This is a genomic window from Rathayibacter sp. AY1H2 (genome assembly GCF_002931985.1).
Lineage (GTDB): Bacteria > Actinomycetota > Actinomycetes > Actinomycetales > Microbacteriaceae > Rathayibacter.
In genome coordinates this window covers 1-20,843 of record NZ_PSUV01000033.1, presented here as the reverse complement: position 1 = coordinate 20,843, position 20,843 = coordinate 1, and the positions used below count along the sequence as shown (strand labels likewise).

Here is a 20,843-nt window from a genome sequence, read left to right as displayed (position 1 = left end):
GGACCGGGACGGAGCCGTGCTGCTCGTCGGAGCCGGGGCCGGGACGGGTGCTGTCGTCGCTCATGGCGCGAGTCTAGCCAGCACCCGGGCGGCGGCGGAGGGGTTCCGTCCGCTCACGCGGGCAGGTACCCGCCGTCGCGCAGGTCGCCCACGAAGGCCGTCCAGGCGAGGTAGGCGATCACCGCGAGGACGATCGCGAGGTAGCCCAGCACGAAGCCGACGACCGCGAGACCGCGGCCGCGCTGTCCGGAGCGCCGGGCCTGGGCGAAGCCGATGTGGCCGAGGACGATGGCGGCGGGCGCCAGCCCCAGCAGTCCGCACACCAGAGCCGCGACCGCGAGCGGATTCATCGGCGGGCGGCGGGGCGGGAGACCGGGGTAGGGATCGGCGGCGGCCGTCGGCGGCGGGTAGGCCGCCGACGGCTCGCCGAGCGGAGGGGCGAACGGCGCGGGAGCCGGTCCGGTCTGCGGTCCGGGCGCGGTGTCGTCGGTCACGGTGTCCTCCTGGTGGTGCGGGCGCCCCCGAGCCTCGGAGGCGTGTCGATCAGTACCCGGTCGAGGGCATGGTCGCCGCGATCGAGAAGAGCGCGACGAACGAGATGATGGTGATGATGATCGCGACGAAGCCGATGATGACGGCGGCGAGGGCGAGGCCGCGGCCCTTCTCCCCCGTGCGCTTGATCTGCGACAGGGCGATGAAGCCCAGCACGATGCCCACGATGGAGACGAAGAACGAGGCGATGAAGCCGATGATCGCCAGGATGTTGTAGCGGTCGGACGCGGGCGTGTACGGAGTGGTCATGGAATCCCCCAGGGTCAGGAACGAGCGGATGCGGCCAAGAGTGGCAGTGGCACGATCCGCCTGTCAAAAAGCTGGACGGCGCTTGCGCGGCCCGGCCGCCGCCCGGTAGAGGCCTCAGCGGACCTGGATCTCGGTGACCGGGAGGGTCGAGTCGGCCCCGAAGCCGAGCCCCGACGGCGGATGCCCCGCCTCGATCAGCTGCGCCGCCAGTGCGGCGATCATCGCGCCGTTGTCGGTGCAGAGCGAGAGCGCCGGGATCCGCAGGGTCACTCCCGCGGCCGCGCACCGCTCCTCCGCCAGCGCGCGCACCCGGGCGTTGGCGACCACGCCGCCGCCGAGCAGGAGGCGCGGCACGCCCCGGTCGCGGCAGGCGGCGAGCGCCTTCGTGAGCAGGACGTCGGCGACCGCCTCGCGGAAGCTCGCCGCGACGTCGGCCACGGGCACCTCCTCCCCCGCGTCCTGGCGCTTCTCGACCCAGCGGGCGACCGCGGTCTTCAGCCCTGAGAACGAGAAGTCGTAGCGGTGGCGCTCGAGGTCCTTCGGCAGGCTGAGCCCGCGGGGGAAGCGGATCGCCTTCGGGTCCCCGTCCGCCGCCACCCGGTCGATCTGCGGTCCGCCCGGATAGGGCAGGCCCAGGACTCGCGCCACCTTGTCGAAGGCCTCGCCGGCGGCGTCGTCGATGGTCTCGCCGAGCAGCTCGACGTCCGACACCAGATCGCGCACGTGCAGGAGCGAGGTGTGCCCGCCCGAGACCAGCAGCGCGATCGTCGGCACCTCGACGGGGCTGCCCTCGCTGCCGTCTGCACGGAGGACATCGGCTCCCACGTGGCCGACGAGGTGGTTCACGGCGTAGAGCGGCAGGCCGAGCGAGACGGCGAGCGCCTTCGCCGCTCCGACGCCGACCATGAGGGCGCCCGAGAGTCCCGGTCCGCTGGTGACCGCGATCGCGTCCAGGTCACCGAGCGCGACACCGGCCTCGGAGAGCGCCGCGTGCAGGGCGGGCTCGAGCGCCTCCAGGTGCGCCCGGGCGGCCACCTCGGGCACGACGCCGCCGTAGCGGGCGTGCTCCTCCATCGAGGAGGCGATGGTGTTCGAGAGAAGCGTCGTGCCGCGGACGATGCCGATCCCCGTCTCGTCGCAGCTGGTCTCGATGCCGAGGACGAGGGGTCCGGTGCTCACGGGGTCTCCTGGGTCGGGGTCGGCGGCCGGCGCATCACGATCGCGTCCACTCCGTCGGGCTGGTAGTAGGCGGGGCGGACGCCGATCTCCTCGAAGCCCTCCGAGCGGTAGAGGGTCTGCGCGGCGGGGTTGTCGGCGCGGACCTCGAGGAAGACCTCGCGGGCGCCGCGTTCGCCGGCCGCCTCGAGGAGCGCGCGCAGCAGTCGGCGGCCGAGGCCGGTGCGGCGGACCCGGGCGACGACCGCGATCGTCTGCACGTCGCCCTCGTGGGCGCCGACGGGGCAGAGGAGCCCGGCGTAGCCGACCACCTCGCCGTCCTGCTCGGCGACCAGGTACCGGGTGTGACGGCTCCGGATCTCCTCCGCCATCATCCCGCGCGACCAGGCGTCGCCGGCGAACTCGGACTCCTCGATCGCCATGACAGCGTCGAGGTCGTCCGCCTGCGCGTCGCGGAGCACGGCCTCGCTCATGCGGTCACCCGCTTGGGGCCGGCGGACAGCGTGACGTCGGGCGAGCGGAGGTAGAGGGGCTCGTCCGCGGCACCGGGCCGACCGGCCGCGCGCAGGCGGGCGGCCACGACTCCGAGCTCGCCGGCGGAGACCGACTCGGCCTCCAGGCGCGGGAGCTCCGGATGCGGGAGGGCCGGCGGCTTGTCCAGGCCCGGGCCGGCGAGGCGGACGGGGAGTCCCTGATCGTCGAGCCCGTCGTAGGCGCTCCAGTACAGCTCGCGACGACGGGCGTCGGTGACGACGAGGAAGCCCGCGGCGCGCCCGTGCCGCAGCGCGGCGAGAGCGATCGCGTCGTGCGAGACCACGGGGAGGGTGGGGACGCCGCGGCCGAGCGCGAAGGCCCGGGCGGCGGCGATCCCGACCCGGAGGCCGGTGAAGGGGCCGGGGCCCATGCCCACGGCGACCGCCTCGATGCCCCCGGGAGCCACGTCGGCCGCCTCGAGCGCCTCCTGGATCAGCCGGCCGACCACCTCCGCGTGGCGCATGGTGTCGGTCTCGGTGCGCTCCGAGCGCACGGCGCCCGCGGAGTCGACGACGGCGACGGAGGTTCCGGAGGAGGTGTCGATCGCGAGGAGCACGCGTCCAGGGTACCCGCGGGCTCAGCTCCAGCCGGTGCCGCGGAAGCGGACGGTCCGCGGCTCGATCGGCTCCTCGCCCTCCTCGGCGTCGGAGCCGGCGGTCGGCCGCTCGATGACCACGTCGAGCCAGGACTCCGCGACGCCGTCCAGCATCCCGGCGCCCCACTCCACGACGACCACCGAGCGCGCCGGATCGAGGTCGAGGTCGTCGAGCTCGACCGGCGAGCCCACGCGGTAGGCGTCGACGTGCACGAGCGGCGGCCCGTCGTGCAGCGGCGGGTGCGTCCGCGCGATCACGAAGGTGGGGCTCGTCACGGGACCCCGCACGTCGAGGCCCTCGCCGAGCCCGCGCGTGAAGGTCGTCTTGCCCGCGCCGAGCGGCCCGGTCAGCACCAGCAGGTCGCCGGCGCGCAGCACTCGGCCGAGCTCGCGGCCGAGCTCCGCCATGGCCTCCGGATCGGCGACCTCGACGACGCGGTCCGCGAACCAGGAGCGCTCAGGCACGGCCGTCCGCCGCGCTCAGCAGCCGCCGCTGGACCCGCGGCCCGAGCCGGGTGACCAGCTCGTAGTTGATGGTGCCGCACCACCGCGCCCACTCGTCCACCGAGGGGACGCCGGTCGTCGGGTCGCCCCAGAGCGTCACCGGGTCGCCCGTCGCGACGCTCGCATCCCCCACGTCGACGACGAACTGGTCCATCGCGACCCGCCCGGCGATCCGGTGGCGGCGGCCGCCGATCGAGACCTCCGCGACGCCGGAGGCGCTCCGCGGGATGCCGTCCGCGTAGCCGAACGGCACGAGCGCGAGGGTCGTCCCGCCCTCGGCCCGCCAGGTGTAGTCGTAGCTCACGCCGGTCCCGTGGGGCACCCGGCGGACGCCGGCGACGCGGCCCTGCAGCGTCATCGCCGGGACGAGCCCGAGCTGGAGCGAGGTCTCGTCCTCGAACGGCGAGAGTCCGTAGAGGGCGATGCCGCTGCGCACCATGTCGAGGCGGGCCTCCGGGAGGCGCAGCGCCGCCGCCGTCGCCGCGAGGTGCAGGACCGGCGCCTGCACCCCGTGCGCCGCCAGCACGGCCTCGGCGCGGCGGAGGAGCGCGAGCTGGGCGAGGTCGTCCTCGCGCGAGGTGTTGGACAGGTGCGAGAACAGCCCGGTGAGGTGGACGGTGCCGCGAGCGCTGTGACGGGCGAGCGCCTCCGCCAGGTGCGGCCACTCCTCCTCCGCGGCGCCGTTGCGACTGAGGCCCGTGTCGACCTTGAGCTGCACGGCCGCGCGCACGCCGCGGTCCTCCGCCGACTGCGCGAGCGTGTCGAGCTGGTCGACGGAGGAGACGGCGACGTCGATCGAGTGCTCGAGCGCCGCGTCGAAGTCCTCGCCGGGGTCGTGCAGCCAGCAGAGGATCGGAGCGACGACGCCTGCCTCGCGCAGGGCCACGGCCTCCCGCAGCTCCGCGGTGCCGAGGGCGTCCGCGCCGCCGTCGAGCGCCGCCTGCGCCGCGGCCAGGGCGCCGTGCCCGTAGCCGTTGGCCTTGACGACGGCCATGAGCCGTCGGGCACCGGTGAGCTCGCGCAGACGCGCGGCGTTCGCCGCCATCGCGTCGACGTCGATCACCGCCTCGCGGTACGACGCGGGGACGCTCACGACTCGGCCACCACGAACGCGCAGGCCACGCCCGCGTCGTGCGTCATCGAGAGGTGCACGCGCGTGATCCCCCGCGCCTCCGCGGCCGCCCGGGCCGGGCCGTGCAGCGCGAAGGACGGATTCCCGTGCTCGTCCCGCTCGACGACCATGTCGTGCCAGCGGGCGCCCACGGAGTCGCCGAGCGCCTTGATCAGCGCCTCCTTGGCGGCGAAGCGGCCCGCCAGCGAGGCGACAGGGAGCGAGCGTTCGCTCTCGGCGAACAGCCGGTCGCGGAGCCGGGGCGTGCGCGTCAGCGAGCGCTCGAAGCGCGCGAGGTCCACGACGTCCACCCCGATCCCCACGATCACGGCTCGATCACTCGACCGTGACCGACTTGGCGAGATTGCGCGGCTGGTCGACGTCGAGGCCCTTGGCGGCGGCGAGCTCCATCGCGAACATCTGCAGCGGGGTGACGGCGAGCAGCGGCTCGAACAGCGGGTCGGCGAGCGGGATCGGCACGACCTCGTCGGCGATCTGGATCGCGGCCGTATCGCCCTGCTCCGCGATCGCGATGACGCGGGCGCCGCGGGCCTTGATCTCCTGGATGTTCGAGATCACCTTGCGCTGCAGCTCGTACGACTCGCTCGGGCTCGGCACGATCACGAAGACGACCTGGCCCGGCTCGATCAGTGCGATCGGGCCGTGCTTGAGCTCGCCCGCCGCGAAGCCCTCGGCGTGGATGTAGGCGAGCTCCTTGAGCTTCAGCGCACCCTCGAGCGCCACCGGGTAGCCGACGTGGCGGCCGAGGAACAGCACCGCCCGGGTGTCGGCCATCCAGCCGGCCAGCTGGGCGATGTCGTCGGAGGCGTCGAGCACGCGGGAGAGCTTCTCCGGGATCGCGGCGAGCTGGGCCGCCTGCGAGGCGACGAGCTCGGTGGAGGCGGCACCGCGCACCGCGGCCAGGTGCAGCCCGAAGAGGTAGAGCGCCGCGATCTGGGCGACGAAGGCCTTGGTCGAGGCGACCGCCACCTCCGGGCCCGCGTGCGTGTAGAGCACGGCGTCCGACTCGCGTGGGATCGTCGCGCCCTGGGTGTTGCAGACCGAGAGCGTCTTGGCGCCGTGCTCGCGGGCGTACTTGACCGCCATCAGCGTGTCCATCGTCTCACCGGACTGGCTGATCGAGACGACGAGGGTGCGCGGGGTGAGCACCGGGTCGCGGTAGCGGAACTCGTGGCTGAGCTCGACCTCGACGGGGACGCGCGCCCATTTCTCGATCGCGTACTTGGCGACCATGCCCGAGTAGGCGGCCGTGCCGCAGGCGATGATCGTGATGCGGTCGATCTCCGTCAGCACCGGACCGAGCGCGTCGAGCTCGGGCAGCGTGATCGCGCCCTCGTGGATGCGGCCGCGGAGCGTGTTCGCGACGGCCTCGGGGCCCTCGGTGATCTCCTTCGCCATGAAGCTCGACCAGCCGCCCTTCTCGGACGCCGACGCGTCCCAGGCGATCTCGAACGGCTCGGTCTCGACGGGGTTGCCGAAGAAGTCGGTCACCGTGACGAGCTCCGGGGTGATCGTGACGATCTGGTCCTGGCCGATGGCGACCGCGCGGCGGGTGAACTCGACGAACGCCGCGACGTCGGAGCCGAGGAAGTTCTCCCCGTCGCCCAGGCCGATCACGAGCGGCGAGTTGCGGCGCGCGCCGACGACCACGCCGGGCTGGTCCTGGTGCAGGGCGAGCAGGGTGAACGCGCCCTCGAGGTGCGCGACGACGGCCTGGAAGGCGAGCACGAGGTCGCCGGTGCGGCGGTACTCGCGGGCGATCAGGTGCGCGGCGACCTCGGTGTCGGTCTCGCTCTCGAAGACAGCGCCCTCGGCGAGCAGCTGCTCCTTGAGCGGCTGGAAGTTCTCGATGATGCCGTTGTGGATGACGGCGAGCCTGCCCTCGTCCGCGAGGTGGGGGTGGGCGTTGCGGTCGGTCGGGCCGCCGTGCGTCGCCCAGCGGGTGTGGCCGATGCCCGTGGTGCCCTCGGCCAGCGGGTGCGCTTCGAGGTCGTCGACGAGGACGCTGAGCTTGCCCGAGCGCTTGCGGCTGTCGAGCTGCCCGTCGGCGTCGATCACGGCCACGCCGGCCGAGTCGTAGCCGCGGTACTCCAGACGCTTCAGGCCCCCGAGCAGCACGGCCAGGCTGTCGCGCTCACCGACGTATCCAACGATTCCACACATGCGCTCGATTCTAAGCGGCGCGGAGGCGCCTCCCGCGGCGTCGGGCACCCGGCGGGGCGGACGCTAGGATCGGTCCCCATGCCGTCGTCTCCTCGCGATCCCGCACGCGACGCGCACCCCTCCCCCTTCGTCGAGATCGTCCGCTCCGACTGGGCCGAGCTCGCCCGCACCACGGAGCTGCCGCTAACGGAGACCGAGGTCGTGCAGCTGCGGGGGCTGGGCGACCGGCTGAGCCTCTCCGAGGTCGCGGAGGTCTACCTGCCGCTCTCGCGCCTGCTGAGCCTGTACGCCGGTGGCGCGCGGCACCTGCACCGCGCGACGAGCACGTTCCTCGGGGAGCGCGCGCAGCCGACTCCGTTCGTGATCGGCGTCGCGGGGTCGGTCGCGGTGGGCAAGTCGACGATCGCGCGCCTGCTGCGGGAGCTGCTCGCCCGCTGGGAGGACACGCCCCGCGTCGAGCTGGTGACCACCGACGGCTTCCTGCTGCCCAACCGCGAGCTGGAGCGCCGCGGTCTGATGAGCCGCAAGGGCTTCCCCGAGTCGTACGACCGGCGGGCGCTGCTGCGCTTCGTCTCGGAGGTGAAGGGCGGGGCCGCGGAGGTGCGCGCGCCGTTCTACTCGCACCTCTCCTACGACATCGTCCCCGACGCCGAGATCGTCGTGCGGCGGCCGGACGTGCTGATCGTCGAGGGCCTGAACGTGCTGCAGCCGCCGGTGCCCGGTCACGGCCTGGCGGTCAGCGACCTGTTCGACTTCACCGTCTACGTCGACGCCCGGACCAGCGACATCGCGCGCTGGTACGAGGAGCGCTTCCTCACCCTGCAGCAGGGCGCGTTCGCGAATCCGAACTCCTACTTCCACCGCTACGCGGCGCTCAGTCCGGACGAGGCCCGTGAGCGCGCGCGGAGCATCTGGGCCGCGATCAACGAGCCGAACCTGCTGCAGAACGTGCGCCCCACCCGCTCCCGCGCGAGCCTGGTCCTCCGCAAGCAGGCCGATCACACGGTCTCCTCGGTCCTCCTCCGCAAGATCTGACCGCGCCCCCGGTCGCTGTTCGCCGCCGCGCGCACCGCGCAGCCACCGACCTCCTCGAACCCCTCCACCGCAGGATCGGTGCAGGCTCGGGACCACCCGCGAGCCGTCGGCGGGAATCGCGTGCCAAGCGATTCACGCGCGGCGGCCGCAACCCGCTCCACCCAGCGCGACCACCTCCACAAGCCGACCGCGAGGAGCCGCGCAGGGAGCGGCCCCGCAACGAACACAGCCGTCCGCGTGAATCGCGTGCCAAGCGATTCCCGCGCGGCGACCGCGACCCGCTCAACCCAGCGCGACCACCTCCACAAGCCGACCGCGAAGGGCCGCGCAGGGAGCGGCCCCTCAACGAACACCGCCGTCGTGGGAATCGCGTGCCAAGCGATTCACCCGCGGCGAACGCACCCCGCTCCACCCATCGCAACCACCTCGCGAATCCGACCGCGAGGGGCCGCGCAGGGAGCGGCCCCGCAACGAACACAGCCGTCGTGGGAATCGCGTGCCAAGCGATTCACCCGCGGCGAACGCGCCCCGCTCCACCCATCGCAACCACCTCGCGAAGCCGACCGCGAGGGGCCGCGCAGGGAGCGGCCCCTCAACGAACACAGCCGTCGTGGGAATCGCGTGCCAAGCGATTCACCCGCGGCGAACGCGCCCCGCTCCACCCATCGCAACCACCTCGCGAATCCGACCGCGAGGGGCCGCGCAGGGAGCGGCCCCGCAACGAACACAGCCGCGTGCCAAGCGATTCACCCGCGGCGAACGCACCCCGCTCCACCCATCGCGACCACCTCCCCAAGCCGACCGCGAGGAGCCGCGCAGGGAGCGGCCCAACCCACGAGCCGTCGTGGGAATCGCGTGCCGAGCGATTCCCGCGCGGCGATCGCACCCCGCTCCACCCATCGCGACCACCTCTCCAGGCCGACCGCGAGGAGCCGCGCAGGGAGCGGCCCAACCCACGAGCCGTCGTGGGAATCGCGTGCCAAGCGATTCCCGCGCGGCGAACGCACCCCGCTCCACCCATCGCGACCACCTCTCCAGGCCGACCGCGAGGAGCCGCGCAGGGAGCGGCTCCTTAAGAGCGCAGCCGCTCGAGCACGACCGCGGCGAGCGATTCGGCGAGGCGGTCGGCCGTCTCCTGCGTCTTCGCCTCGACCATGACGCGCACCATCGGCTCCGTGCCGGAGGGGCGCAGGAGCACACGGCCGTCGCTGCCGAGCTCGGCGGTGGCGTCGGCGACGGCGGAGGCGATGACCTCGTCGTCGCGGACGCCCTCGCGGTCGACGCCGCGCACGTTGAGGAGGGTCTGCGGGAAGACGGACATGACGGCGGCCAGGTCGGCGATCGTGCGTCCGGTCCGGGCCATCTCGGCCGCGAGCTGGAGGCCGGTGAGCACGCCGTCGCCGGTGGTGGCGTAGCGGCTCATGATGACGTGGCCGGACTGCTCCCCGCCGAGCGAGTAGCCGCCGTCGTTCATCGCCTCGAGGACGTAGCGGTCGCCGACCGCGGTCTCGATGACGCGGATGCCGGCGGCGCGCATGGCGAGCTTGAGGCCGAGGTTGCTCATGACGGTGGCCACGAGGACGTCGTCGCGGAGGGCGCCGCGGCGGGCCATGGCTGTCGCGAGGATCGCCATGATCTGGTCGCCGTCGACGATGCGGCCCTGGGCGTCCACTGCGAGGCAGCGGTCGGCGTCGCCGTCGTGGGCGATGCCGATGTCGGCGCCGGCCGCGCGGACGGCGTCGGCGACGTTGTCGAGGTGGGTGGAGCCCACTCCGTCGTTGATGTTGAGGCCGTCGGGGTCGTTGCCGATGACGGTGACGGTCGCTCCGGCGTCGGTGAACACTTGGGGCGAGATGCCGGCGGCGGCGCCGTGCGCGCAGTCGATGACCACGTGCAGGCCGTCGAGACGGGTGCCCTCGAGGGATCCGAGCAGGTGAAGGACGTAACGGTCCTCCGCGTCGGAGAAGCGGGTGATGCGGCCGACGTCGGCTCCGGTCGGCGTGAGCGGGGGGACTCCGAGGGCCGCTTCGATGCGGTTCTCGAGCTCGTCCGGGAGTTTGCGTCCGCCGGCGGCGAAGAACTTGATGCCGTTGTCGGCGGCGGGGTTGTGCGAGGCCGAGATCATCACGCCGAAGTCGGCGTTCTCGTCGGCGATGAGGTAGGCGGTGGCGGGCGTCGGGATGACGCCGGCGTCGAGCACGTCGACTCCAGCGCTCGCGAGACCCGCCGCGACCGCGGCTCCGATGAACTGACCGGAGATGCGGGGGTCGCGGGCGAGCACGGCGACGGGCCGACGGCCCTCGGCCCGGGCGGCCGCTCCGAGTACACGGGCGGCCGCCTGGGCGAGGCCGAGAGCCAGGTCGGCCGTGACCTCGCGATTAGCGAGGCCACGGACGCCGTCTGTTCCGAACAGGCGCGGCATGGTGCGCAGTCCCTTCTCGAGCTGCTGGTCGTGCGGCCGTCAGGCCGCGTCGACTAGCGCTTCGAGAACTGGGACGCCTTGCGGGCCTTCTTGAGACCGGCCTTCTTGCGCTCGATGACGCGGGCGTCGCGGGTCAGGAAGCCCGCCTTCTTCAGGATCGCGCGGTTGTTCTCGCGGTCGATCTCGTTGAGGGCACGGGCGATGGCGAGGCGCAGCGCGCCGGCCTGGCCGGAGGGGCCGCCGCCGGTGATCTTGGCGACCACGTCGTAGGAGCCGATCAGGTCGAGCACCTTGAAGGGGTCGGTGATCAGCTGCTGGTGCAGCTTGTTGGGGAAGTACTCCGCGAACTCGCGGGCGTTGACGGTCATGCCGCCGTTGCCGGGGACGAGGCGCACGCGGGCGATGGCCTGCTTGCGTCGGCCCACGGCTGCGCCGGAGACGTTGAGGACGGCGCGGGGCGTCGTGGACGCCTCGGTGGCCGGGCTTTCGGTGGAGTAGCTCTCGGGAGCCACGTCGATCTGGTCTGCGATCTTCGCCACGGTGTAGGTGATCCTTTGTCTTCGAAGTCTGGGATGTCGGGGAGGGCCGGAGCCTACTGGGCGACCTGGGTGAAGGCGTACGCCTGCGGCTGCTGGGCCGCGTGGGGGTGCTCGGATCCCGTGTAGACCTTCAGCTTGCGCAGCTGGGCGCGGCCGAGGGAGTTCTTGGGGAGCATGCCGCGGATGGCCTTCTCGACGGCGCGGACCGGGTTCTTCTCGAGGAGCTCGGCGTACGTGGTGGCCGAGAGGCCGCCCGGGTAGCCGGAGTGGCGGTAGGCCTTCTTCTGAAGGAGCTTCTGGCCGGTGAGGGCGACCTTCTCCGCGTTGACGATGATGACGAAGTCGCCCATGTCCATGTGCGGCGCGAAGGTGGCCTTGTGCTTGCCGCGCAGGAGCGCCGCGGCGTGGGTGGCGAGACGGCCGAGCACGACGTCGGACGCGTCGATGACGATCCAGTCGTGCTGGACGTCAGCCGGCTTCGGAGAAAAAGTGCGAGTCACGTGAGTGCTGCTTTCTGGTCGGAGTGAGGTGTTCGTGGATCCCGCTCCGTGGCCGTTCGACCCGCGAGGGGGCCGAACCGATCCGGTGGAGGGCTCAACTTCGGGCGCTCGGCACACGGCCGAAAACACCAAGGGTCGACATTACAGCAAAGCCCCCGTGCGGCCAAGCACGGATCGTGGCGGCAGGGGCTCCGGCGGCGGGAGGTGCGACCCGAGCCGCCACGGGTCGCGGGGCGCGGTCGCGCGCCCTCGCCTCACTCCGAGTCCTCCGGGTCCGGCCCCTCGGTCCGCACGGTGCGCTTCGCCCGGGTGAGCAGGGCCCGCTCGGCGAGTGCGTCGTCCTCGGGGTAGTCGACCTCGCGGAGGATGAGGCCGCGGGCCGGCATCACCGCGAACGCGTTGGTCCGTCTGGCGGCGTCCCGGAGCAGCGGGACCGCCCCCGCCTCGAGCTTCCCGGCGCCGACCGCGACGCACGCCCCCACGAGGGCCCGCACCATGCTGTGGCAGAAGGCGTCCGCGCGCAGGTGGGCGTGCAGGACTCCGTCGGCGTCTCGCTCCCAGGTGAAGTCGAGCAGGCTCCGGATGGTGGTGGCCCCTGCGCGGGCACGGCAGAACGACGCGTAGTCGTGCAGGCCCAGGAGCGAGCGGGCCGCGGCCGACATCGCGTCGAGGTCGAGGGAGTCAGTGATCCAGGTGGTGTACGTGCGGTCGAGCGGGTGGCGCATCGAGGAGGCGTCGGCCAGCCGGTACTCGTACCGCCGCCAGCGCGCCGAGAACCGCGCGTCGAACCCCTCCGGCGCCTCCGTCACCCGGTGCACCGAGACGTCGGTGTACTGCCCGAGGATCCCGCGGAGCCGCCGCTCCAGGATCGACGCGGGCGGGAACGGCTCCTCCCCCGGTCGGCGCCGGCCGGTGCTGATGCGGCCCCACTGCTCGGGGGTGAGGTCGACGTGGGCGACCTGGGCGCTGGCGTGCACGCCGACGTCGGTGCGCCCGGCGACCGTCACGGTCGGGTGCTGCTCGGAGCGCAGCACCAGGGCGAGCGACTCCTCGAGCACCCCCTGCACGGTGCGGAGGCCGGGCTGCTTGGCCCACCCGGAGAAGTGCGAGCCGTCGTAGGCCAGGTCGAGGCGGACGCGGTGCATCAGACGAGTCTAGAGCGCGCCGTGGTCGCGGCTCAGGCGACCGCGAGCGGGACGTCGACGGCCGCCAGGGCCGAGACCGCCTAGCCGACCAGCGTCGACTGCTCGCCGACCGAGGAGACGATCCGCGCCTCCCCGCCGCCTGCGAGCACGGCCAGCTCGGAGGGAGCGGAGGCGATGCCCTGCACCGCGTAGGCGGCCGTGCCCAGCGAGACCGGCACGGCGCCGAGCGCCTCGCCCGCACCGGTGAAGGTCTCGACGAGGGGCCCGCGGTGCAGCGTCAGCACGACGACCGGGTCGCCGCCGTCGACGGCGTAGGAGCACGTGTCTCCCGCGGCGGTGATCGACACGGTGCCCGCCGTCGAGCCGGCCTCCTGCTCGACCAGGGAGGCGGGGAGTGCGGTCGCGCAGTCCACGCCCTCGCTCGACGGCACGGAGGGCACGGAGGACACGGTCGGTGCGGCCGACGGTACCGGAGGCGTGCTCGCGAGACCCGCCGACTCCGGCACGTCGATCACCTCGCCGGAGGCGCAGCCGCTCACTCCGCCGGCGAGTGCCAGGGCGAGGAGCGCCGCAGCAGCCGAGGAGGGCAGTCGCACAGGAGTCCTCCGAGGATCGTCGGGGCGGACCCCGGGAGCGCCGGTCGTGACGCGGCCGCACCCGACGAGCGCAGCCGTGCCATCGTAAGCGACGATTCGCGCCACTCGGCCCCGTGGAACGACGAGAGCCCCCCGCCCCGGAGGGGACGGAGGGCTCTCGGCAGAGGGGGCGTGACTACTTGGTCGCGCCGGTCTCCTCGACAGGAGCGTCCTGCGCGGCGTCCTCGACGGGAGCGTCCTGCACGGGCGCCTCCTCGACGGGGGTCTCCTCGGCAGTGGTCTCCTCGGCGGGGGCCTCGTCCACCGGAGCGGACACGGGCGCCGTGGCGGTGCGCGACTTCTTCGCCTTGGGCGTGACGGGCTCGAGGACGAGCTCGATCACGGCCATGGGCGCGTTGTCTCCCTTGCGGGGGCCGATCTTGGTGATGCGGGTGTAGCCGCCCTCGCGCTCGGCGACGAGCGGAGCGATCTCGGTGAAGAGCTCGTGGACGACCGACTTGTCGCCGATCGTCGCGAGGACGCGACGGCGGGCGTGCAGGTCGCCGCGCTTGGCGAAGGTCACCAGGCGCTCGGCGAGGGGACGAAGGCGCTTGGCCTTGGTCTCGGTCGTCTTGATGCTCTTGTGCGTGAACAGGGCCGCGGCCAGGTTCGCCAGCAGCAGGCGCTCGTGTGCGGGTCCGCCTCCGAGGCGGGGGCCCTTGGTGGGCTTGGGCATGGGTTTACTCCAGTACTAAAGGGGTGTCAGCAGGTCGGACGCGAGGAGCCGGGGCTCCGGAGCGGAGGACCTAGATGCTCTCGTCGTCGTAGCTGTAGAAGTGGGCGCCGTCGAACCCGGGGACCGAGTCCTTGAGCGACAGGCCGAGCTCCGTCAGCTTCTCCTTGACCTCATCCACCGACTTCTGACCGAAGTTGCGGATGTTCATGAGCTGCGTCTCCGAGAGGGCGACGAGCTCATTGACGTTGTTGATGCCCTCGCGCTTGAGGCAGTTGTAGCTGCGCACCGAGAGGTCGAGGTCCTCGATGGGCATGGACAGCTCGGTCGAGAGGACCGCGTCGACCGGCGCGGGGCCGATCTCGATGCCCTCGGCCGCGTTGTTCAGCTCGCGGGCGAGACCGAACAGCTCGGTCAGCGTGCGTCCGGCGGAGGCGATGGCGTCGCGCGGCGAGATCGCGGCCTTCGTCTCCACGTCCACGACCAGGCGGTCGAAGTCGGTGCGCTCGCCGGCACGGGTGGCCTCGACGCGGTAGGTGACCTTCAGCACGGGCGAGTAGATCGAGTCGACCGGGATCTGGCCGGCCTCGGAGAACTCGCTGCGGTTCTGGGTCGCCGAGACGTAGCCGCGGCCGCGCTCGATCGTGAGCTCGAGCTCGAACTTCGCCTTGTCGTTCAGCGTGGCGATGACGAGCTCCGGGTTGTGGATCTCGACACCGGCCGGAGCCGAGATGTCCGCGGCGGTGACCTGGCCGGCTCCCTGCTTGCGCAGGTAGGCGGTGATCGGCTCGTCGTGCTCGGAGGAGACGACGAGTCCCTTGATGTTCAGGATGATCTCGGTGACGTCCTCGCGGACGCCCGGGACGGTCGTGAACTCGTGCAGGACTCCGTCGATCCGGATGCTGGTGACAGCGGCGCCGGGGATGGAGGACAGCAGGGTGCGACGCAGCGAGTTGCCGAGCGTGTAGCCGAAGCCGGGCTCGAGGGGCTCGATGACGAAGCGGGAACGGAACTCCGAGATGTTCTCCTCGGTGAGCGTCGGACGCTGTGCGATAAGCACTGATGATTCCTTTCGATCACGTGTCCGCTATATGACACGTGCGTTTGCGAGGTGTGGAGTTGTGAAAGAAATGCGCGATCCGCCGGCCGGCCGCACTCCCCGCCCGGAGGCGGTTCGTGCGGCCGGCCGACGGCTGCGAGTGCTGCTTAGACGCGACGACGCTTGGGCGGGCGGCAGCCGTTGTGCGCCTGCGGGGTGACGTCGTTGATCGAGCCGACCTCGAGGCCTGCGGCCTGGAGCGAGCGGATCGCGGTCTCACGACCCGAGCCGGGGCCCTTCACGAAGACGTCCACCTTCTTCATGCCGTGCTCCTGAGCCTGGCGCGCGGCCGACTCGGCGGCGAGCTGGGCGGCGAACGGCGTCGACTTGCGCGAGCCCTTGAAGCCGACTCCGCCGGACGAGGCCCAGCTGATGACGGCCCCGGAGGGGTCGGTGATCGAGACGATGGTGTTGTTGAACGTCGACTTGATGTGGGCCTGGCCCACAGCGATGTTCTTCTTCTCCTTGCGGCGCGGCTTGCGCGCGGCCGACTTGGGGGTAGCCAATTCTGTATCTCCTCTAGGTCCGTGTCGCCCGCGTTACTTGCGGCCGGCCTTCTTCTTGCCGGCGACGGTGCGCTTGGGTCCCTTGCGGGTGCGCGCGTTCGTCTTGGTGCGCTGTCCACGGACCGGGAGGCCGCGACGGTGGCGGAGGCCCTCGTACGAGCCGATCTCGACCTTGCGGCGGATGTCGGCGGCGACCTCGCGGCGGAGGTCGCCCTCCACCTTGTAGTTGCCCTCGATGTAGTCGCGGAGCGAGACGAGCTGGTCGTCGCTGAGGTCCTTGACGCGGATGTTGCCGTCGATCCCGGTGTCGCTCAGGGTCTTGAGCGCGCGAGTGCGGCCGACACCGTAGATGTAGGTCAGTGCGACCTCCACGCGCTTCTCGCGCGGGATGTCTACTCCTGCCAGACGTGCCATTGTGGCTTCTCCTGTGAGTGAGTGGAGGTGTGAAGCAGCACCGGTGCCTCGGCCTCCGACCGAAGGTGTCCTCGCCGTCCACCCCGGGGTCGCCGGGGTGCTGCGCGATTTCTGGTGCTGCGGGTGTGTTCAGTTGTGCAATGGGGCGGCACGCCGCCCCTGCGCTCCCTCGCGGAAGCAGCGGGACTAGCCCTGGCGCTGCTTGTGGCGGGGGTTGCTGCTGCAGATGACCATCACGTTGCCGTGGCGGCGGATGATCTTGCAGTGGTCGCAGATGCGCTTGACGCTGGGGTTGACCTTCATTGTTCTTGTCCTTGTTTTCGCTGGCGTCGTGCTCCCGGCGGATGCCGGGGCCGTTCCTTACAGGACACGCACGTCGCGAACGTCAGCGGAGCGAACGTCTACTTGTAGCGGTAGACGATCCGGCCGCGGGTCAGGTCGTAGGGGCTCAGCTCCACGATCACCCGGTCCTCGGGAAGGATCCGGATGTAGTGCTGACGCATCTTGCCCGAGATATGGGCGAGAACTTTGTGTCCGTTGGTCAGCTCCACGCGGAACATCGCGTTGGGGAGCGCCTCGACAACCGCACCTTCGATTTCGATGACACCGTCTTTTTTGGCCATAGCCTCACTGTCGTTCGGAAGTAGTGTGTGTACTGGTCGTGCGAATGTTTCCGCGACGATCCACCACCGGGCGAGAGCCCGGATCGGGGTTCGCGGGCATGCCGGAGCACGCGCAAAACACCAAGGGTCGATGCTACGCGAATCGCGGCCGTTCCGCCACCTCGGGCGTGTCGCCCCCTCCTCCGCCTCCGCGCCCGACGCGCGCCCCCTGCCGGGCCCCGCGTCCGCCGCCGCCTAGGCTGGCTCCGTCGAGCCGGAGGGAGAGCACATGGCGCGCACGACGAGGTCAGCGACCGCGAGGCGGAGCTGGTACTCGCACCCGGTGGTGACGATCCTGGCGGCGATCGCGGTCATCGCCCTGGTGCAGACCTTCTTCGTGAAGGTGTACACGGTGCCGACCGGCTCGATGGAGAACACCCTCCAGGGCGGCGGGTTCTTCGGCGACCGCATCCTGGTCGACCGCACCCTCGCCCTCCAGGGCGGGCCGGAGGAGGGGCAGATCGTCGTCTTCTCGCGCGACGCCGACTGGGGCGCGAGCGACGAGGCCGGCAGCCCCCTCTCCGAGATCGTGAAGACCTTCGGCGACGTCACCAGCATCGGCCCCTCCCACGAGGAGTTCCTCGTCAAGAGGCTGATCGCCGAGGGCGGCCACACCGTCTCCTGCTGCGACGCCGAGGGGCACGTGCTGGTCGACGGGAAGCCGCTGGACGAGTCCTACGTGTTCGAGGACTTCCCCTTCACCCCCGGGACCCTCGACTGCACGACGAGCCCCGCGTCCCTCCGCTGCTTCGACGAGTACACCGTCCCCGAGGGCTCCCTCTTCGTCCTGGGCGACCACCGGTCGAACTCCAACGACTCGCTCGGCGAGTGCCGCGGCGCCGGCGGGCCGATCGACACGTGCGTGAAGACCGTGCCGATCGACAGGGTCACCGGACGCGTCTTCGCCGTGGCCTGGCCGCTCACCCGCTGGCGGCTGTTCTAGCGCTCCGCCCGAGCCGCCGCAGACGACGACGAGGTCCCCCGCGGGAAGCAGAGGACCTCGTCGTCGTTCACCGCCGTGCGGCCACGGGACTAGCCGCGGACGACCGCCACGACCCGGTCGAAGAGCGGATGCTCGGCCGTGAGGCCGGTGACCTCCGCCACGAACTCCTCCGGGGTGAGCGCGGCCAGCTTCTCGTGGAGCTCCACGCTCTGGGGGTCCTCGGGCACGTCGAAGCGCAGCGCGGCGCCGATCGCGGTGAGAAGGCCCTCCGGCGTGCGCCCGCGCTCGGCGAGCTCGGCCGCCGGTCCGATGAAGCGCTCGTGCCGCGACAGCTTCCGCAGCGGCTGGCGTCCCACCCGGTCGACCGTGTCGGTCAGGTACGGGTTGGCGAAGCGCTTCAGCGTCTTCTCGAGGTAGGCCTGCTGCTCCTCGTCGCTGAAGCCGTGCTTGGCCACGATGAGCGCCTTGGTGTCCTCGAGCGCGGCCTTGACCGCGTCGTGCACCTCGGGCATCGCCAGCGCGTCGGAGAGCTTGTGCGCTCCGGCCGCGAAGCCGGTGTAGGCGGCCGTCGCGTGGCCGGTGTTCACCGTGAAGAGCTTCCGCTCGATGAAGGGCTCGAGGTCGTCGACCCAGGTCGCGCCCGGGATCTCCGGCTCGGTGCCCTCGAACGGAGTGCGGTCGACGACCCACTCGAAGAAGCTCTCCACCGTCACGTCCAGGCCCTGGCCCGGGTCCTGGTTCGGGACGATGCGGTCCACCGCGGTGTCGGCGAAGACGGCGCGGGTGCGCAGGCGCTCCCACTCGTCCGCGCCGAGGTTCGCGGCGACCTCGGTCTGCAGGAGGCGCGTGGCGTTGATCGCGTTCTCGCAGGCCATGACCGCCAGCCGCGGCGCCGACTCGTCGCGGGCCGCGAGGCCCTTCGCGATCACGGGGGCGACGAAGCGCAGGATGTTCGGGCCGACGGCCGTGGTGACGATGTCGGCGGCGGCGATCTCGCGGACGAGCGCCTCCTCGTCGGCGGCCGAGTCGATCGCGCGGAAGCGGTCGACGACGTGCGTGGCCGCCTCCTCCCCCACCTCGTGCACCTCGTAGCTGTCGGCAGCGCCGAGGCGGCCGATCAGCTCGGAGTTGACGTCGGCGAAGACGAGCTCGTAGCCGGCGCCGTGCAGGATCAGGCCGACGAAGCCGCGGCCGATGTTGCCGGCGCCGAAGTGGACGGCGGTGGGCATCAGGAGTTGACCTCGCCCAGCAGGCTGTAGAGCGACTGCGCGTCCGGGGCGTCGAGGAGCTTCTGCACCTCGTCCTCCTCCGAGAAGATGATCGCGATCTTGGAGAGGATCTCGAGGTGCTCGTTGTCGACGCCGGCGATGCCGACGACGAAGCGCACCTCGTTGCCGTCCCAGTCGATCGGCTGCGCATAGCGCACGAACGAGAGGGCGGAGGAGCGGATCTCGTCCTTCGCGTCGTTGGTGCCGTGCGGGATGGCGAGCAGGTTGCCCATGTAGGTCGAGACGGTCGCCTCGCGGGCGAGCATGGCCTCGTAGTAGGCGGGGGTGACCGCGCCGACGCCGACCAGCATGTCGGCGGCCTCCTTGATGGCGGCCTCCTTCGTGGTGGCGGTGCCGGAGGCGTCGATCTGTCCGATGGTGAGCACGTCGCTCATGGGGTGCGTCCTTCCGTGGAGGTGCTGACAGCGAGGGAACCCGCAGGGGCGAGCGGAGCGTGTCCGCCCTGTCGCACCCTACGGGTTCCCTCCGAATGGTTGGCGTACTACTTGCCGTGCTGCTCCGCGACCAGCGAGACGACCTCGTCGTACTTCGGGCTGTTCATGAAGTTGTCCACGGAGACGTGGATCGCGCCCGGGGTGCGCTGGCGGGCGCGCTCCGTGAGCTCGGCCTGGGTGATGACCAGGTCCACGTCGTCCTCGAGAGCGGCGATCGCCTTGTTGGTGACCGTGACGTCCTCGAAGCCCGCCTTCTTCATCTTGTTCCGCAGCACCGAGGCGCCCATCGCGGACGAGCCCATGCCGGCGTCGCAGGCGAAGACGATGTTCCGGACCTGGGTCGCGGTGGCCGTGGCCCCCGCGGTCGAGGCGCCGGCCGAGTCCTGCGGAGCGTTGGCGCCGCGGGCGTTGATGAGCGAGCCGACGGCGCTCTCCTTGCCCTTGTTCGCCTCGTTGGCGGCGACGGCGGCGGCGAGCTTGTCGTCGCCCTCCTGCTCCGCGGCCAGGTCGCGCTTGCGGCCGGACCGGATGATGACCGAGGCCACCAGGAACGACACGGCGGTCGCGAGGATCACCGAGAGGATGACGCCGAGGAAGCTGTCGTTCGCGGTCTGCAGGAGCACCGCGATGATCGAGCCGGGCGAGGCGGGGGCGCGGAGGCCGGAGTTGAACGCGACGTTCGTCGCGACACCGGTCGCACCGCCGAGGATGACGGCCGCGAGCAGCGCCGGCTTCATCAGCACGTACGGGAAGTAGATCTCGTGGATGCCGCCGATGAAGTGGATGATCGCCGCGCCGGGAGCCGAGGCGCGGGCCGCGCCGACGCCGAAGAACGCGAAGGCCAGGAGCACGCCCATGCCGGGGCCGGGGTTGGCCTCGAGGAGGAAGAGGTAGGACTTGCCCGCCTCCTCCGCCTGCTGCACGCCCAGCGGCGTGAGGATGCCGTGGTTGATGGCGTTGTTCAGGAAGAGGATCTTCGCCGGCTCGATGAAGAGCGAGGTCAGCGGGAGCAGACCCGCGTTGACCAGGAACTCCACGCCCGCGCCGAGGGCGGTCGAGAGGCCGACCACGAGCGGCGCGACGCCCGCGAAGGCGAGGAGCGCGAGCAGGAGGCCGAGGATTCCGGCGGAGAAGTTGTTGACCAGCATCTCGAAGCCGGGCTTGATCTTGCCGTCCCAGATCGAGTCGACCTTCTTCATGAGCCACGCCGACAGCGGGCCCATGATCATGGCGCCGATGAACATCGGGATGCCGGCGCCGACGATGACGCCCATGGTCGCGATGGTGCCGACCACGCCTCCGCGGGCGCCGTAGACCATGCGGCCGCCGGTGTTCGCGATGAGGAGCGGGAGGAGGTAGGTGATCATCGGGGCGACGAGGCCGGTATTGACGACGTCGGGATCCGTGCTCCAGCCGCCGAACTGCTGGACCCAGGTGGCGTCGATGCCGAGGAGCGGGAGCCATCCGGTCTGGATGAAGAGGGCCGTGATGAAGCCCCAGGCGATGAAGGCCGCGATGTTCGGCATGACCATTCCCGAGAGGAAGGTGCCGAAGCGCTGGACGTGGACGCGCGCTCCACCGCGCGTCGACGTCGCTGACGTCGTTGTCATGTGGTGTGTTCTCCGATTTCTAGGGGCGGGCG

25 protein-coding genes are annotated in these 20,843 nt (G+C 71.6%); 2 read left to right on the top strand and 23 right to left on the bottom strand.

All coding sequences use genetic code 11. The annotated features are described in order from the left end of the window. Positions 1-113: 113 nt before the first annotated feature. The 9 genes from C5C29_RS16490 to glmS form a co-directional block, all read right to left on the bottom strand. Complete coding sequence (locus C5C29_RS16490; protein ID WP_104225015.1) at positions 114-494, bottom strand: DUF4190 domain-containing protein; 381 nt, start codon at positions 492-494, stop codon at positions 114-116. A 49-nt stretch (positions 495-543) separates the two neighbouring features. Continuing rightward, entirely contained in the window at positions 544-801 is a 258-nt protein-coding gene (locus tag C5C29_RS16485) for a DUF4190 domain-containing protein (RefSeq protein ID WP_104225014.1), read from the bottom strand. 114 nt (positions 802-915) lie between these two features. After that, positions 916-1,980, bottom strand: a complete 1,065-nt coding sequence (tsaD, locus tag C5C29_RS16480) for a tRNA (adenosine(37)-N6)-threonylcarbamoyltransferase complex transferase subunit TsaD (RefSeq protein ID WP_104225013.1) — start codon at positions 1,978-1,980, stop codon at positions 916-918. Beyond that, positions 1,977-2,450, bottom strand: a complete 474-nt coding sequence (gene rimI, locus C5C29_RS16475) for a ribosomal protein S18-alanine N-acetyltransferase (protein ID WP_104225012.1) — start codon at positions 2,448-2,450, stop codon at positions 1,977-1,979. The genes tsaD and rimI overlap by 4 nt, the downstream gene beginning before the upstream one ends. Continuing rightward, positions 2,447-3,067 (bottom strand): tRNA (adenosine(37)-N6)-threonylcarbamoyltransferase complex dimerization subunit type 1 TsaB, encoded by a 621-nt coding sequence (gene tsaB, locus C5C29_RS16470; RefSeq protein ID WP_104225011.1) that lies wholly within the window; start codon positions 3,065-3,067, stop codon positions 2,447-2,449. Before tsaB ends, rimI begins: the two co-directional genes overlap by 4 nt. A gap of 21 nt (positions 3,068-3,088) precedes the next feature. Further along, positions 3,089-3,514 (bottom strand): tRNA (adenosine(37)-N6)-threonylcarbamoyltransferase complex ATPase subunit type 1 TsaE, encoded by a 426-nt coding sequence (tsaE, locus tag C5C29_RS16465; protein ID WP_104225016.1) that lies wholly within the window; start codon positions 3,512-3,514, stop codon positions 3,089-3,091. 49 nt (positions 3,515-3,563) lie between these two features. After that, positions 3,564-4,703, bottom strand: coding sequence for an alanine racemase (gene alr / locus C5C29_RS16460; RefSeq protein WP_104225010.1), 1,140 nt, complete (start codon positions 4,701-4,703; stop codon positions 3,564-3,566). Next, on the bottom strand, positions 4,700-5,050 hold the full coding sequence (locus C5C29_RS16455; protein WP_104225009.1) for a holo-ACP synthase: 351 nt from the start codon (positions 5,048-5,050) through the stop codon (positions 4,700-4,702). Before C5C29_RS16455 ends, alr begins: the two co-directional genes overlap by 4 nt. A gap of 7 nt (positions 5,051-5,057) precedes the next feature. Then, positions 5,058-6,905, bottom strand: a complete 1,848-nt coding sequence (gene glmS, locus C5C29_RS16450; RefSeq protein WP_104227413.1) for a glutamine--fructose-6-phosphate transaminase (isomerizing) — start codon at positions 6,903-6,905, stop codon at positions 5,058-5,060. Positions 6,906-6,983: 78 nt separating this feature from the next. Here glmS and coaA point away from each other — a divergent pair, with 78 nt between their 5' ends. After that, positions 6,984-7,940 carry a type I pantothenate kinase gene (gene coaA / locus C5C29_RS16445; RefSeq protein WP_104225007.1) on the top strand — a complete coding sequence of 319 codons (957 nt, stop codon included), beginning with the start codon at positions 6,984-6,986 and terminating at the stop codon, positions 7,938-7,940. 1,072 nt (positions 7,941-9,012) lie between these two features. On the opposite strand, the gene glmM is transcribed toward coaA, so the two are convergent. The 11 genes from glmM to infA all read right to left on the bottom strand — a co-directional run bounded on the left by glmM (position 9,013) and on the right by infA (position 16,496). Further along, positions 9,013-10,362 (bottom strand): phosphoglucosamine mutase, encoded by a 1,350-nt coding sequence (gene glmM, locus C5C29_RS16435; protein ID WP_104225005.1) that lies wholly within the window; start codon positions 10,360-10,362, stop codon positions 9,013-9,015. Between the two features lie 53 nt (positions 10,363-10,415). Further along, positions 10,416-10,901, bottom strand: coding sequence for a 30S ribosomal protein S9 (rpsI, locus tag C5C29_RS16430; RefSeq protein ID WP_104225004.1), 486 nt, complete (start codon positions 10,899-10,901; stop codon positions 10,416-10,418). Positions 10,902-10,954: 53 nt separating this feature from the next. Next, positions 10,955-11,401 (bottom strand): 50S ribosomal protein L13, encoded by a 447-nt coding sequence (gene rplM / locus C5C29_RS16425; RefSeq protein ID WP_104225003.1) that lies wholly within the window; start codon positions 11,399-11,401, stop codon positions 10,955-10,957. Positions 11,402-11,655: 254 nt separating this feature from the next. Then, positions 11,656-12,546: a tRNA pseudouridine(38-40) synthase TruA gene (locus tag C5C29_RS16420; RefSeq protein ID WP_104225002.1), complete on the bottom strand. Its 891-nt coding sequence runs from the start codon at positions 12,544-12,546 to the stop codon at positions 11,656-11,658. An 80-nt stretch (positions 12,547-12,626) separates the two neighbouring features. Beyond that, the gene (locus C5C29_RS16415; protein WP_104225001.1) at positions 12,627-13,142 is read right to left on the bottom strand and encodes a hypothetical protein; all 516 of its coding nucleotides are present in this window, start codon (positions 13,140-13,142) and stop codon (positions 12,627-12,629) included. Between the two features lie 175 nt (positions 13,143-13,317). After that, positions 13,318-13,857, bottom strand: coding sequence for a 50S ribosomal protein L17 (rplQ, locus tag C5C29_RS16410; protein ID WP_104225000.1), 540 nt, complete (start codon positions 13,855-13,857; stop codon positions 13,318-13,320). Between the two features lie 70 nt (positions 13,858-13,927). Beyond that, positions 13,928-14,914, bottom strand: coding sequence for a DNA-directed RNA polymerase subunit alpha (locus C5C29_RS16405; protein ID WP_104224999.1), 987 nt, complete (start codon positions 14,912-14,914; stop codon positions 13,928-13,930). Positions 14,915-15,060: 146 nt separating this feature from the next. After that, positions 15,061-15,459, bottom strand: coding sequence for a 30S ribosomal protein S11 (gene rpsK, locus C5C29_RS16400; protein ID WP_055787170.1), 399 nt, complete (start codon positions 15,457-15,459; stop codon positions 15,061-15,063). Between the two features lie 33 nt (positions 15,460-15,492). Continuing rightward, on the bottom strand, positions 15,493-15,873 hold the full coding sequence (rpsM, locus tag C5C29_RS16395; protein ID WP_068251511.1) for a 30S ribosomal protein S13: 381 nt from the start codon (positions 15,871-15,873) through the stop codon (positions 15,493-15,495). 186 nt (positions 15,874-16,059) lie between these two features. Then, entirely contained in the window at positions 16,060-16,176 is a 117-nt protein-coding gene (rpmJ, locus tag C5C29_RS16390; RefSeq protein WP_055787164.1) for a 50S ribosomal protein L36, read from the bottom strand. A 98-nt stretch (positions 16,177-16,274) separates the two neighbouring features. Further along, positions 16,275-16,496 carry a translation initiation factor IF-1 gene (infA, locus tag C5C29_RS16385; RefSeq protein ID WP_022883252.1) on the bottom strand — a complete coding sequence of 74 codons (222 nt, stop codon included), beginning with the start codon at positions 16,494-16,496 and terminating at the stop codon, positions 16,275-16,277. A 268-nt stretch (positions 16,497-16,764) separates the two neighbouring features. Between infA and lepB the strand changes: the two genes are divergently transcribed. Then, positions 16,765-17,478, top strand: coding sequence for a signal peptidase I (gene lepB, locus C5C29_RS16380; protein WP_104224998.1), 714 nt, complete (start codon positions 16,765-16,767; stop codon positions 17,476-17,478). Positions 17,479-17,567: 89 nt separating this feature from the next. Here lepB and C5C29_RS16375 read toward each other — a convergent pair whose 3' ends face one another. The 3 genes from C5C29_RS16375 to C5C29_RS16365 form a co-directional block, all read right to left on the bottom strand. Continuing rightward, positions 17,568-18,707 carry a mannitol-1-phosphate 5-dehydrogenase gene (locus C5C29_RS16375; protein WP_104224997.1) on the bottom strand — a complete coding sequence of 380 codons (1,140 nt, stop codon included), beginning with the start codon at positions 18,705-18,707 and terminating at the stop codon, positions 17,568-17,570. Then, entirely contained in the window at positions 18,707-19,141 is a 435-nt protein-coding gene (locus C5C29_RS16370) for a PTS sugar transporter subunit IIA (RefSeq protein WP_104224996.1), read from the bottom strand. Before C5C29_RS16370 ends, C5C29_RS16375 begins: the two co-directional genes overlap by 1 nt. 107 nt (positions 19,142-19,248) lie before the next feature. Then, on the bottom strand, positions 19,249-20,811 hold the full coding sequence (locus C5C29_RS16365) for a PTS mannitol transporter subunit IICB (RefSeq protein ID WP_104224995.1): 1,563 nt from the start codon (positions 20,809-20,811) through the stop codon (positions 19,249-19,251). Between the last annotated feature and the right edge of the window lie 32 nt (positions 20,812-20,843).